Source organism: Nonomuraea sp. 10N515B, assembly GCF_052245915.1.
In the GTDB taxonomy this organism is placed as follows: Bacteria; Actinomycetota; Actinomycetes; order Streptosporangiales; family Streptosporangiaceae; genus Nonomuraea.
Genome location: NZ_JBQQBQ010000014.1, coordinates 82,925 through 96,346, shown reverse-complemented (window position 1 = coordinate 96,346; position 13,422 = coordinate 82,925). Strand labels below are relative to the sequence as shown.

At 68.9% G+C, this 13,422-nt stretch carries 12 protein-coding genes; 6 read left to right on the top strand and 6 right to left on the bottom strand.

The genetic code is table 11. The features are described 5' to 3' along the window. The first annotated feature begins 10 nt into the window (after positions 1-10). Positions 11-688 (top strand): uracil-DNA glycosylase, encoded by a 678-nt coding sequence (locus ACTWQA_RS22990; RefSeq protein ID WP_305918421.1) that lies wholly within the window; start codon positions 11-13, stop codon positions 686-688. A 1-nt stretch (position 689) separates the two neighbouring features. On the opposite strand, the gene ACTWQA_RS22985 is transcribed toward ACTWQA_RS22990, so the two are convergent. The 5 genes from ACTWQA_RS22985 to mscL form a co-directional block, all read right to left on the bottom strand. Next, on the bottom strand, positions 690-2,285 hold the full coding sequence (locus tag ACTWQA_RS22985) for an FAD-dependent monooxygenase (protein ID WP_443161196.1): 1,596 nt from the start codon (positions 2,283-2,285) through the stop codon (positions 690-692). Positions 2,286-2,416: 131 nt separating this feature from the next. Beyond that, on the bottom strand, positions 2,417-2,710 hold the full coding sequence (locus ACTWQA_RS22980; protein WP_327584968.1) for an MTH1187 family thiamine-binding protein: 294 nt from the start codon (positions 2,708-2,710) through the stop codon (positions 2,417-2,419). A gap of 105 nt (positions 2,711-2,815) precedes the next feature. After that, positions 2,816-3,133, bottom strand: a complete 318-nt coding sequence (locus ACTWQA_RS22975; RefSeq protein WP_305918424.1) for a hypothetical protein — start codon at positions 3,131-3,133, stop codon at positions 2,816-2,818. A 38-nt stretch (positions 3,134-3,171) separates the two neighbouring features. Continuing rightward, positions 3,172-3,747, bottom strand: coding sequence for a hypothetical protein (locus tag ACTWQA_RS22970; RefSeq protein ID WP_443161195.1), 576 nt, complete (start codon positions 3,745-3,747; stop codon positions 3,172-3,174). A gap of 60 nt (positions 3,748-3,807) precedes the next feature. Continuing rightward, positions 3,808-4,227, bottom strand: coding sequence for a large conductance mechanosensitive channel protein MscL (gene mscL / locus ACTWQA_RS22965; RefSeq protein WP_443161194.1), 420 nt, complete (start codon positions 4,225-4,227; stop codon positions 3,808-3,810). A 184-nt stretch (positions 4,228-4,411) separates the two neighbouring features. Between mscL and glgX the strand changes: the two genes are divergently transcribed. The 3 genes from glgX to treZ are packed head-to-tail and all read left to right on the top strand — an operon-like array spanning position 4,412 to position 10,335. Then, a complete protein-coding gene (gene glgX, locus ACTWQA_RS22960) occupies positions 4,412-6,505 on the top strand; it encodes a glycogen debranching protein GlgX (protein WP_443161193.1) in 2,094 nt (697 codons plus the stop codon). Continuing rightward, positions 6,498-8,633, top strand: coding sequence for a malto-oligosyltrehalose synthase (treY, locus tag ACTWQA_RS22955; RefSeq protein WP_443161192.1), 2,136 nt, complete (start codon positions 6,498-6,500; stop codon positions 8,631-8,633). Before glgX ends, treY begins: the two co-directional genes overlap by 8 nt. Next, the gene (gene treZ / locus ACTWQA_RS22950) at positions 8,623-10,335 is read left to right on the top strand and encodes a malto-oligosyltrehalose trehalohydrolase (protein ID WP_443161191.1); all 1,713 of its coding nucleotides are present in this window, start codon (positions 8,623-8,625) and stop codon (positions 10,333-10,335) included. The genes treY and treZ overlap by 11 nt, the downstream gene beginning before the upstream one ends. Before the next feature lie 3 nt (positions 10,336-10,338). Here treZ and ACTWQA_RS22945 read toward each other — a convergent pair whose 3' ends face one another. Beyond that, positions 10,339-11,130: a phosphotransferase family protein gene (locus ACTWQA_RS22945; RefSeq protein WP_443161190.1), complete on the bottom strand. Its 792-nt coding sequence runs from the start codon at positions 11,128-11,130 to the stop codon at positions 10,339-10,341. A gap of 235 nt (positions 11,131-11,365) precedes the next feature. Between ACTWQA_RS22945 and ACTWQA_RS22940 the strand changes: the two genes are divergently transcribed. Both ACTWQA_RS22940 and pip read left to right on the top strand, forming a co-directional pair. Then, the gene (locus ACTWQA_RS22940; RefSeq protein WP_443161189.1) at positions 11,366-12,349 is read left to right on the top strand and encodes a hypothetical protein; all 984 of its coding nucleotides are present in this window, start codon (positions 11,366-11,368) and stop codon (positions 12,347-12,349) included. A gap of 67 nt (positions 12,350-12,416) precedes the next feature. Beyond that, positions 12,417-13,418, top strand: a complete 1,002-nt coding sequence (gene pip / locus ACTWQA_RS22935; protein WP_443161188.1) for a prolyl aminopeptidase — start codon at positions 12,417-12,419, stop codon at positions 13,416-13,418. The last annotated feature ends 4 nt before the right edge of the window (positions 13,419-13,422 follow it).

The following is a 13,422-nucleotide window of genomic DNA, read 5'->3' as shown; positions in this document are numbered from 1 at the left end:
CTCATCGCCCATGGCCGGTCGTCCACTGAACGAAGTCGTCGAAGCCGGATGGGCCACAGCGCTTGAGCCCGTCGCCGAGCAGATCTCCCTGATGGGCGAGTTCCTCCGCAAGGAGATCGCCGAGGGCAGGCAATACCTCCCCGCGGGGACCAACGTCCTGCGCGCGTTCAACCAGCCCTTCGACGAGGTCAAGGTGCTGATCGTGGGCCAGGACCCCTACCCGACGCCCGGCCACCCGGTCGGGCTGTCGTTCTCGGTGGCTGCGGACGTCCGGCCGCTGCCGGGCAGCCTGGTCAACATCTACAAGGAGATGGAGACCGACCTCGGCCTGCCGCGTCCCGCCAACGGCGACCTGACGCCGTGGGCGGAGCAGGGCGTGCTGCTGCTCAACAGGGTGCTCACCGTGATGCCCGGCAAGCCGGCCTCGCACCGGGGCAAGGGCTGGGAGCAGGTCACCGAGCAGGCCATCCGCGCGCTGGTGGCGCGGGCCAAGCCGATGGTGGCGATCCTGTGGGGCCGCGACGCGCGTAACCTCGCGCCGATGCTCGGCGACGTGCCGCGCATCGAGTCCGCCCATCCCTCCCCGTTGTCGGCGCGCAGCGGCTTCTTCGGCTCGCGGCCGTTCAGCCGGGCCAATGAGCTGCTCGCCCAGCAGGGCGCGGCGCCTGTGGAGTGGAAGCTGCCCTAGCTCAGCGGCTGAGTACGCGCCGCAGGACCCGCTCCAGCGTGGCGAGCGGGTCGAGGTCGGCGTCCGGGGAGCGCCAGGCCACATATCCGTCCGGCCGGACCAGGACGGCGCCGCCCCCGCTGACGCCGTACCTCTCCCGCCAGCAGCCCTCCGCGTCCTTCAGCTCGTCGCCGATCAGCAGCCGCGTGAGCTGCACCCCCAATCGCTCCTTGATCAGGCGTCCGGCGTCGATCCACGCCTGACCCCCTTCTTTGTCGGCCAGCAGGACGAAGCCGGAGCCGAACAGGTCGATGGTGGAGATGGGCTGGCCCTCCCAGTCGAGCACCACATGCGGGGCGCGGCTGCCTGGACGCCCATGCGGCACGCGGGGATCCTCCAGGATCGAGCCGTCGTCGCCGGGTTCGTCCAGAATCGCCGTGGAGTGGTAGCGGTATCCGATGAGGGCGCCGACCGGGTCCTCCAGGGGCTCGGGGTAGCCGACACGGGCCGCGGGAGGCATGCGTACGCCGAGGTTGGCGAGCTGGGCATCGGCCGTCAGCGTGCCGATGGGACGGCGCTCGGCGTCGTAGGTGTCGAGGAACCCGGGTCCGGCCTGCCCGGAGAGCACCAGCCAGAGCCGCCAGGCGATGTCGCAGCCGTCCTGGAGCGCCGTGCTGCCGCCCTGCCCGCCGGTGGGGGGCATGGTGTGGGCCGCGTCCCCGGCGAAGAACACCCGCCCGGCCCGGTAGGTGTCGGCCAGCACGTGCGCCATGGCGAAGGTCGTCTTGTCCAGGATGCGCACGTTCAGGTCGGGCCGGTCGGCGGCGATGCGGATCAGCTCGACGCAGCGCTCGTCGGGGAAGTCGGCCTCGCTCTCACCTTCCGCGAGGTTGACGCCGAGCACGTGCGCGCCCACGCCGGTGCCGGTCAGGATCACTCCGGTGAAGACCTCGTTCCGCAGGTACCACAAGGTGACCTCGCGGTCGCGGACCAGGCCGGACAGGTCGGCGTCGAACATGATCGAGCACGTCCGGCCCAGCTCCCCCTTGCCGGAGGCCGGCACGCCCAGGAGCCGGCGGAGCGGGCTCCGGTAGCCGTCGGCGGCCACGACGTAGTCGGCCCGCACCAGGCGCTCCTCACCGGCGGTGCGGATCAGCGCCGTCACCCCGGCCGCGTCCTGCTCCAGCGAACGCAACTCGGTGGAGAAACGCAGGTCGGCGCCGAGCTCCTCGGCCCTGTGGCGGAGCACGCGCTCGACCTCGGCCTGGGGCGCGCCGACCATCGCGGCCGGGGTGATGCCGGCCAGGAAGGCCAGCTCCTCACGCTCGTCGCTCATGATCATGTGCGGGTCCGGGTCTGCCAGGCTCTTGCCGATCGCGATGCGCATGTTGTCGCCGATGCCGGCCCAGATGTCGCTCAGGGCTTCTTCAACGCCGGGCACGGGGCGCAGCAGCTCGACGGCTCGCGGGCCGACGCCGAACGCCTTGGGCTGGACCGATGTGCTCGGGTGCCGTTCGACCAGCATGACCGGCACGTCGCGCCAGGCCAGGAGCAGCGCCGCGCTCAGCCCCGCATACCCGCCGCCGATCACGAGGACCGGCACTCGCTCATGCTCCATTGCTCTCCCCCTTCGGGAACGCGTACTATCGCGTTTGGCGGTCGAGCACACGATATGTCGCGTCGATGGAGAGAGTCAAGATATATCTCGACTTGGCTGAGGGGTCTTCCCCGGTGTGGTTGGCAGCAGGACTACTCCGAGAGGTGGCGTTCCAAGGACTCGACCTTGGAGGTCATGCCGTCCGTGATCCCCTGCCGCACGTCGGCCTTGAGCACCAGGCTCACCCGGGGAGCGACCTCCGCCACCGCCTCCACGGCCCGCTTGACCACGTCCATGACCTCGTCCCACTCACCCTCGATCGTGGTGAACATCGCGTCCGTCCGATTGGGCAGGCCGCTGGAGCGGACCACCTTGACGGCGCGGGCAACGGGCTCGGCGACACCCTCGCCGACGCCCAGCGGGGTGATGGAGAATGCGACGATCACGGTGTGCCCCTTGCGGCTATGGGTGCGGCTGGAAGGTCTCGATCTTAGCGAGCGACATGCGAAAAGCCACGACGCCTCCTAACGCCGTGGCCACCGCTGTGTCGGTCACACGTGGTCGTGCTCTTCTTCTTCCTCGCTGGGTCCCTCCGACGGCTCCACGCCGAGCACGGCCTCGCGGGGCTCGATCTCGGCGATATGGTCGACCAGCGCCAGCACGTGGTCCGGCTCGATCAGCCACTGCAATGCCGAGGCGCCGGTGTCGTCGGCGTTGACGAGCTCGGCCTGCTCCGTACGCTCCTCCTCGGTGAGGTCCGCGTCGGGGTGCCGGATCTCGGCCAGCGCCGCCGCCTGCAGTGCGTCGATGTCGAGCACCTCGACGGTCAGCTCGACCGTGAGGCGCAGGAACTTCGGTTCATCACTCATGGCGACGATCGTAGTCGTGTCGCCGTGGCCAGAAGCGCTCAGGACGACCACGCGTGGCGGGCCAGGAACCCGCGCTCGCCGGTGGCGTACTCCTGGAACGCCTGCCGCACCTCCTCCAGCTCAGGCACCGTCGTGCGGATGAGCGTGCCCTCTTTGTACTCCAGCTCGTAGCCCGGGGAGACCTGCAGGAAGTGGCGGCCGAAGTTCACCAGGGCCACGAACGGGTTCTGCGGGGACAACGTGGCCAGCACGTCGTGCACCAGGCCGAGGTCGGGATCGTGCACGATCATCCCGTCCCCGGTGTGCAGTTGCATGCCGTCGTAGACGCCCAGCGGCGCCACGTTGTGCACGAGGTCGCGTTGCGGGTCGTAGCAGACCAGGCCGTGCGCCCGCGCGATCGTGAACACCTGCGCGGACGTCTCGTCCATCGTGTCCAGATCCATCGTCACCAGCACGTGCCCCGGATAGACCGTGACCTCGCCGGGCAGCTCCTTGGCGACCTCGGGCACGTCCCCGGTCACCGGCTCGGTCCGCTTGACCGCCAGATAGGCGGCGCGGGCCTGGTCCCTGCTGATCGGCACCGGCTCGTCCCAGACCATCAACTCAACGCTCATCGGTCCATCTTCTCCGACCCGCATCGCGACCGTGCGCCGCAGGGGCCGGTCAGCAGGTGACTACCTGGGTTTTTCCGACTCTGGCACGAGTTCGGAGGTGCAGTGGGCGCAGCGCCGGGCCTCGGCGGGGATGTCGCTGAGGCACTCGGGGCACTGCTTGGTCGTGGCCGCCTTGTCGCGGTCGAACAGTCTGATCAGCTTGGTCATCGGGGCCACGATCAGCCAGTAGACGATGGCCGAGATGAGCAGGAAGCTGATCAGGTGGTTGAGGAAGTCACCATACATGAACCGGCTGCCGTTGATCGTGAAGGAGTAGTCGGCGAAGTTCGGCTGCCTGCCGCCGGAGACCGCGCCGATCAGCGGGGTGACCAGGTCGGTGACGAGCGCTTGCACCAGACCGCTGAAGGTGGCGCCGACGATCACGGCCACCGCCAGCTCCACGATGTTGCCGCGAAGTAAGAACTGCTTGAAACCGCTCATGACGCGCCACGTTGCCGGGAACCGGCCTCGCAAACTCCTGCCACGACGGCAGGACCGGCTCACCCTCGCTCAGCTGGAGTAACGACCTGGCGAGCGTGGGAAGGAAGAAGGAGGTTCGGCAATGCCCGGGTTGTCCGGCTGAGCGGGGGGACAGAACATGGGGAGAGACCGCAAGGGAGCCTCGATGATCGAGATCTGGCCGGGAGACCCCTATCCGCTCGGAGCCACCTATGACGGGGCCGGCACCAATTTCTCGCTCTACACCGAGGTCGCGGACCAGGTCGAGCTGTGCCTGTTCGACGAGGACAACGTGGAGTCGAGGGTGCCGCTCAGTGAGGTGGACGGCTTCATCTGGCATGGCTACCTGCCGGGCATCGGGCCTGGCCAGCGATATGGCTACCGGGTCCACGGGCCGTACGATCCGGCGCGCGGGATGCGGTGCAATCCGGCCAAGGTGCTGCTCGACCCCTACGCCATGGCCATCGAGGGCGGGGTGACCTGGAACGAGGCCGTGTACGGCTACCGCTTCGGCCACCCCGACACGCGCAACGACCTGGACTCGGCCCCGTACGTGCCGCGTTCGGTCGTGATCAACCCGTTCTTCGGCTGGGGCCACGACCGGCCGCCCGCCAGGCCGTACCACGACACCGTGATCTACGAGGCCCACGTGCGCGGGTTGTCGATCAGCCATCCCAAGATTCCCAAGCATCTGCGCGGCACGTACGCGGCCCTGCACCACCCCGAGATCCTCGACCATCTCACCAAGCTGGGCGTGACGGCGCTGGAGCTCATGCCGGTGCACCAGTTCGTCACCGACCACATCCTGGAGCAGCGCGGGCTGTCCAACTACTGGGGTTACAACTCGATCGGATTCTTCGCGCCGCACAACCGCTACTCCAGCCAGGGGCAGCGCGGCGGGCAGGTGCTGGAGTTCAAGGCCATGGTCAGAGGGCTGCACGAGGCGGGCATCGAGGTGATCCTGGACGTCGTCTACAACCACACCGCCGAGGGCAACCATCTGGGGCCGACACTGGGCTTCCGGGGGATCGACAACATCAACTATTACCGGCTGGTCAGCAACGACAAGCGGTACTACGTGGACACCACCGGCACGGGCAACAGCCTGCTCATGCGCTCCCCGCACGTGCTGCAGATGATCATGGACTCGCTGCGGTACTGGGTCATCGAGATGCACGTGGACGGGTTCCGCTTCGACCTGGCCTCGACGCTGGCCAGGGAGCTGCACGAGGTGGACCGGCTGAGCGCGTTCTTCGACCTGGTGCAGCAGGACCCCGTGTTGTCGCAGGTCAAGCTCATCGCCGAGCCGTGGGACGTCGGCCCCGGCGGCTATCAGGTCGGCAACTTCCCGTCCCGGTGGACCGAGTGGAACGGGCGCTACCGCGACACCATCCGCGACCTGTGGCGCGGGCAGGCGGCCACGCTGCCCGAGTTCGGGTCGCGCTTCACCGGCTCGAGCGATCTCTACCAGGACGACAGCCGCCGGCCCGCCGCCTCGATCAACTTCGTCACCTGCCACGACGGCTTCACCCTGCAGGACCTCGTCTCGTACAACAACAAGCACAACGAGGCCAACAAGGAGGGTAACCGCGACGGCACCGACGACAACAGGTCATGGAACTGCGGCGAGGAAGGCCCGGCGGGCATCGCCATCGAATCGCTGCGCGAGCAGCAGAAACGCAACTTCCTCACCACGCTGTTCCTGTCCCAGGGCGTGCCCATGCTCTCCCACGGCGACGAGCTGGGCCGCACGCAGCGGGGCAACAACAACGGCTACTGCCAGAACAACGAGCTGACCTGGGTCGACTGGTCGGACGTGCGGGAAAACTGGCTGCTGCTGGAGTTCACGCAGAGCCTGGCGGCGCTGCGGAAGAAACATCCGGTGTTCCGGCGCAGGAGGTTCTTCTACGGCAAGCCGGTCCGTGGCCAGAACGACATCGCCTGGCTCACCCCCTCCGGTGAGGAGATGACCGACAGCGACTGGACCGTCGGATACGCCAAGTCGCTGGCCGTCTTCCTCAACGGCGAGGCCATCACCGAGCCGGACCGGCGCGGCCGGCCGATCCGGGACGACTCGTTCCTGCTGCTGTTCAACGCCCACTACGACACGATCAAGTTCACGATCCCCGAGGACTATGGCGAGATGTGGCACACGGAGATCGACACCGCCATGCCGATCATGCTCGACGCGCGGATGTGTCGCGGCGGCGAGGCGATCGCGGTGCCCGGCCGCAGCGTACGGGTGCTGCGCCGTGTCTAAGCCGGTTTCCACCTACCGGGTGCAGCTGACCCCGGACTTCGGCTTCGCCCAGGTGGCCGAGATCGCCGGCTACCTGCGCGACCTCGGCGTGAGCCACGTCTACCTGTCGCCGATCCTGCAGTCCACGCCCGAGTCGCGGCACGGCTACGACGTCATCGACCACTCCAGGATCAGGGAGGAGTTCGGCGGGGCGAGCGGGTTCAGGGAGATGGCGCAGCAGCTGGCCGCCCAGGACCTGGGCGTGGTGGTGGACATCGTGCCGAACCACATGAACACGGTGAACGCCCAGTTCTGGTCGGTCTTAAAAAACGGACCGGACTCGCCGTACGCGAAGTGGTTCGACATCGAATGGGTGGACGGGAAGGTGGCGCTGCCGGTCCTCGGGGACGACACGCCGCCTGTGGTCGATGGCGACGTGCTGCGTTACCACGAGCACACCTTCCCCTATCCCGGGCACTACCGGCTGGTCGACTGGCGCGAAGGGCCCGGCTACCGGCGCTTCTTCGACGTGTCGACGCTGATCGGGCTGCGGGTGGAGGACCCGGCCGTGTTGTTCGCCACGCATGAGGTGATCTTCTGGCTGCTCGACGAGGGGCTGGTGGACGGGCTGCGCGTGGATCACCCGGACGGGCTTGCCGACCCGCGCGGCTACCTCGACCGGCTGCGGGCCCGGGCAGGCGAGACCTGGACGGTCGTCGAGAAGATCCTCATCGGCCCCGAGCTGCTGCCCGGCGACTGGGCCTGCGACGGCACCACCGGCTACGACGTGCTCAACCGGGTCAACGGCCTCTTCGTCGACCCGGCGGGCAAAGAGCCGCTCGTCCGGCTCTTCACCGAGCTGACCGGGCAGCCCGCCGAATACCGGCCGGTGATGGCCCAGGCCAAGCGGGAGGTCCTGGAGCTGTTCTTCGGTGCCGAGGTCAACCGGCTGGCCAGGGCCACCGGGTGCGCTCCCGACGCGGTGCGGGAGCTGCTCGCCGCGATGCCGGTCTACCGCGCGTACGTGGTGCCGGGCGAGCCGGCGCCGCCCGAGTCCGTCGAGATCGTCGAGCTGGCCGCCGAGGCCTGCTCCCCCGCCGTGCAACCGCTCGTCCGCCAGGTCCTGTACGGCTCCGCCGAGTCCATCGTGCGCTTCCAGCAGTCGTGCGGCCCGGTCATGGCCAAGGGGGTCGAGGACACGGCGCTCTATCGGTGGTATCCGCTGGCCTGCCTCAACGAGGTCGGCGGAGAGCCGGACGCGTTCGGGGTTTCCGTGGAGGACTTCCACGACTACTGCGCCGAGCTGCGGCCGTACACGATGACCACGCTGTCCACCCACGACACCAAGCGGTCGGAGGACGTGCGGGCCCGGCTGTCGGTGTTGTCGGAGCTACCGGAGGAGTGGGCCGCGGCGGTGGCGCAATGGTCGGCGACCGTGCGGTTCGATCCCCACCTGGACTATCTGGCCTGGCAGAACCTCATGGCGGCCTGGCCCATCTCGGCCGAGCGGTTCACGGACTACCTGCTCAAGGCGGCCCGCGAGGCAAAGACCGCCATTTCCTGGATAAATCCGGATCCGTCCTATGAGCGGGGATTGCGGGAGTTCGCCGAGGCCGCCGTCCGGCTGCCGATCGGGGAGTTCACCGAGCGGATCGAGCCCTTCGCGATGTCCAACTCGCTGGGCGCCAAGCTCGTGCAGCTCATGATGCCCGGGGTGCCCGACGTGTACCAGGGCAACGAGACGACCGACTTCTCACTGGTCGATCCGGACAACCGGCGGCCGGTGACGTACCCGCGCAAGCCCGAGACCTCGTGGGACGCGGCCAAGCTGCTGGTCACGACCCAGGCGCTGCGGCTGCGCCGACGGCTCGGGGGCGCGGCGGCGTACCTGCCGATGCGCGCGGAGGGGGAGGCGGCGGAGCATGTGATCGCCTTCGCCCGCGGGAACGATCATCACCCGCGGGCCGTCGCCGTGGCCACCCGGCTCCCGGTGCGCCTGGCCATGACCGGCTGGGGCGGCACGACGTTGACGTTGCCCGCGGGCACATGGCGGGACCTGCTCACCGGCGGCCTCCACACGGGCCGGATCCCACTCGCTCACCTGCTCGGTCAATACCCCGTCTCACTCCTGGAGAGACATGATCTTTGAGGTCTGGGCGCCGAACGCCACGTCAGTCGAGGTGATCGTCCTGGGCGGCCGGCGCCCGATGTCCCGCGGGGCGGACGGATGGTGGTCGGCCGAGGTGGAGGAGGCCGGGCACGGCGCCAGGTACGCCTTCATGGTGGACGGCGAGGGCCCGTACCCCGATCCGCGGACACGGCGGCAGCCGGACGGCGTCTTCGGGCCGAGCGCCGTGTACGACCACGCCCGCTTCACCTGGTCCGACCACGAATGGAAGGGCCGGGACCTGCGCGGGGCCGTGATCTACGAGCTGCACATCGGGACGTTCACGACCGAGGGGACGTTCCAGGCGGCCGTCGAGCGGCTCGAGCACCTCGTCGAGCTCTGCGTGGACTTCGTGGAGATCATGCCGGTCGCGCCTGTTCCAGGGGGGCGGAACTGGGGGTACGACGGCGTGGACTTGTACGCCGTGAACGAGACCTATGGGGGACCCGACGGGCTCAAGTCGTTCGTGGACGCCTGCCACCGGGCCGGGATCGGCGTGATCCTGGACGTCGTCTACAACCACCTCGGGCCGTCCGGGAACTTCCTGCACCCGTTCGGGCCGTACTTCGCCGGCTTCAAGGGGAGCTACTGGGGCGATGCCGTCAACCTGGACGGGCCCGGCTCCGACGAGGTGCGGCGATACTTCATCGGCAACGCGGTGCAGTGGCTGCGCGACTACCACATCGACGGGCTGCGACTGGACGCCGTGCACGCGCTGCACGACCGGCGCGCCACTCACCTGCTGGCCGAGCTGGCGGTGGAGGTCGACGCACTGGCCTGCGCGCTCGGCCGCCCGCTGACCCTGATCGCCGAGTCCGACCTCAACGACCCGCGCATGGTGCGACCTCTGGAGGCCGGCGGGCTGGGCATGACCGCGCAGTGGAACGACGACGTGCACCATGCCCTCCACTGCGCGGTGAGCGGTGAGCGCCACGGCTACTACGCGGACTTCACCGGCCTGCCCGCGCTGGCCAAGACGCTGATGGGCGGCGTGCTGCACGACGGGTCGTACTCGAGCTTCCGCGGGCGCGCGCACGGTCGTTCGTTCGCGGGCGTGCCCGGGCACCGGCTGGTGGCCTGCCTGCAGAACCACGACCAGATCGGCAACCGGCCGGCCGGCGACCGGCTGCCGATCCCGGCGCTCAAGCTCGGGGCAGGGCTGCTGCTCACCTCGCCGTTCACGCCGATGTTGTTCATGGGGGAAGAGTGGGGGGCGCGCACGCCGTTCCTGTTCTTCTCCGACCACCTGGAGCCCACGCTGCGCGAGAGCGAGGGAGAGCGGCGTGAGCGGGAGTTCGACGGGTTCGGGTACGTGTGGGAGGCGCCCGACCCGTCCGAGGAGGAGACGTTCCTGCGCTCGAAGCTGGACTGGAGCGAGGTGAAGGAGGAGGCGCACTGGTCGTTGCTGTGCTGGTACCGCGACCTGATCGCGCTGCGCAAGGCGCTTCCCGAACTGTCGGATCCGCGGCTGGAGCGGGTGCGGGTGGAGGTGGATCCGCTCGGGACGTGGCTGATCATGTGGCGGGGGGCGCTGGCGGTCTGCGTGAACTTCGCGCAGGAGTCGGTGACGGTGCCAGTGCCCGGGACAGTGCTGCTGGCCTCGGACGAGCCTGTCTCAGCGGGCGAGGACGGGCTACGACTTCCTGGCCAGTCTCTGGCGATCTGCCGTCCCGCGTCGCCGTGACCGTCACCGCGGCCGAAGCCTGCGTGCCACGTCCAGCCATGCGGTCACCTCAGCGGCGGTGAAGTGCCGGATGGCCCAATCCACCATGCGCAGGCTCATGTGTGCCCAGCAGAGGAGGGCCACCGTGTCGGGCACGTCCACGTGCAGGTCAGGGGCGCGGTGGGCGAGGTCGAACCGGAGCGTGAACAGGTCGAAGTCCGCGTTGCCGCGGGTGGCGCCGTCCCAGTCGATCACACCGGTGACCGCACCCGTCGCGTCCACCAGCACGTTCTCCGGGTGGAAGTCGGTGTGGACGAGGTCGTCACCCTCAAGGGTGTCAGGAAAGGCGCGGCCGATCTCCTCCACTTGATCGAGCAGGTGTCGTGTCCGGCTGTCGTAGGTGCGGAGCGATTCGTGCAAACAGAAGCCCGGCCCGTCCTCGCGTAGATGGAGCCGGAGTCCTGGGATGTCGGAACGCCCGGCCAGGATGCCGCGGCACCGCCGATTGATCTCGATCATGGACTGCACGATCGCCGCTGTTGGGGTTGACGCGGCGGAGCCGGGGAGCAGCTCCTGGACGACCACCGGAGGCTGGACCAGTTCGTACCTCGGCGCGGGGATGCCCGCGGCCCGCGCCACTGTCAACAGGTGGCTCACATCGGGACCACGGGTCAGCACCGATCGGTGGCCGTCGGGCCAGCGCACATAGGCCGCGCCGACCTGGCCGCCGGGGCAAGGCCCCTCGTAGACAAGAGGTATGGGGAGGTTACGCAGGTGCTGGTGAATGTCGAGGCGGGGCACTGGAGGGAGCGTCACAAGGTCCTCATGCGTCAGCTGTGGGCGCCTGGAGCGTCCATACGCTACCGGAGTGGCGCGCGTCGGCCCAAGAGCCGGTTCAGGTCAGCGCGGCGCGCACGTTATCCACAAGGGCGGCGCCTTCTGTCGCCCTTATCCACAGAATCCTGTTCGCCTCCACCGGCCCGGCCGCCATCTCCGATCCTGAGTGCCTCATCAACCCGACGGGATCCCATCACGATCACGGAGGCCACTCATGAAGATCATTCTCCCGTTGCCCCGCACGTTGACATCCCTGTTCGTCATCGCCATGGGGCATCTGCCGTTCGATCTCGGCTCGTTCGTGCCCTGGCGCGTCGGAGGACCGCATAAGAAGGCCGTAGTCAGCGCGATGGGCAGCCGATCCCTGACCGTGACCCACCATGCGACCCCGTGGAAACCGTCCGGCGCCGCACTCACCGACGACGACAGACGCCGCCTCCGCCGCACGAAGCAGCACATCGTCGTGTCGGCTACGGCACCGCCGCACAAGCTTCCCGTCCAGGTGCAGGCGGCACGAGCAGTCGCCCGGTCCCTGGCCCGCGAATGCGACGGCATCCTGATCGATCCTTTGCTCGGCTCCACCCTGCTCACCTGCGGCAGATGCGCCACCGAGCCGGCCGAATTCGGCCTCGGCGACGACTGGCTCGCCTGGGACGTCCAGGTCCACGACGACGCCACGTGCCCGCCCTGGGACCCGGCCGACACGGCCGTGTGCGACTGCCTGCGCGTCACCTCGCGCGGCCTGCGCCGCTTCGCCCTGCCCGAGATCACCCTCGACGGCGCGGCGTGCGCCCACAACCTGTGCGCGACCAACCTCCTCCGCACGGTCGCCCACCGCCTGGTCACGGACCACCTGGCCTACGTCACCACCCACCCGCACGCCGCCGAGCGTCATCTCGACGATTTCCTCCGCATCCAGCCATCGGACCAGCCAGACGGGACCGGCCTGCCCTTCGGCGTGCACCTGACTCCCTACAATGCCGAAACGGGCGAGCTGGGCCGCACCGGCAGCATCCGCCGCCTGAAGGTCGGCCCCGCTCCCGGCACGGGTCAGATCACCTGCCTCAAGGTCGGCCCACCGTCCGGGTTCACCGGCTCGCTCAACGACTGGCTCTGCGCCACCCAGGCCACCCACCACGCCACCCTGACCTCCGTCGACTGCCACTCCCCGGACCCGGCACGGGTCCTGGCGGCATAGAAGAGCTCAGCTGCCACGGCCTCAGGCATCGCGAGCCACCCACGCGCATGAGGCAGGATCGGGAGGCATGAAAACCTTGTATCCGCCCATCGACCCGTACGACTCTGGCCTGCTCGATGTAGGCGATGGCAACCAGATCTACTGGGAGGTTTGCGGCAACCCCGATGGCAAGCCCGCCGTCATGCTCCACGGAGGGCCGGGCGGCGGGTGCACCGCCAATCACCGTCGCCAGTGGAATCCGGAGCTCTACCGCATCGTGCTGTTCGACCAGCGCAACTGTGGGCGGAGTCTGCCACACGCCAGTGACCCGGCCACCGACCTCACGGCCAACACCACGTGGCACCTGGTGGCGGACATGGAGCGGCTGCGCGAGCACCTGGGCATAGAGCGATGGCAGGTGTTCGGGGGGTCGTGGGGCAGCGCGCTGGCGCTGGCGTACGCGCAGGCACATCCGGACCGGACGACCGAGCTCGTGTTGCGGGGAATCTTCACGTTGCGGCCGCAGGAGCTCCACTGGTTCTACCAGGAGGGGGCCTGCCATCTGTTTCCAGACCTGTGGGAGCGCTACGTCGCGCCGATCCCGGAGGCCGAGCGGGGCGATCTGATGGCGGCGTTCCGCAAGCGGCTGGAAGGGGAGGACGCGGACGCGAGGCTGGCGGCGGCCAAGGCGTGGGCGCAGTGGGAGGCGGGCACGATCACGTTGCTGCCGGATCCCGAGCTGGTCGCGGAGTTCGGGGAGGAGAAGATGGCGGTCTGTTTCGCCCGGATCGAGAACCACTACTTCCATCACGGCGGCTGGTTCACACCTGACCAGCTCATCAGGGAGGTCGACAAGATCCGGCACATTCCCGCCGTGATCGTGCAGGGCCGTTACGATGCGTGCACGCCGATGGCGACCGCGTGGGATCTGCACCAGGCGTGGCCGGAAGCGGAGTTCCACGTGGTGCACGACGCCGGGCACGCCTACATCGAGCCAGGCATCCTGGACCGGCTGATCGCGACGACGGACCGCTTCGCTGGGGTCCACGCGCATGGCGTACGGCGGCAGGCGGCCGATCCCCCGGCGTGACGAA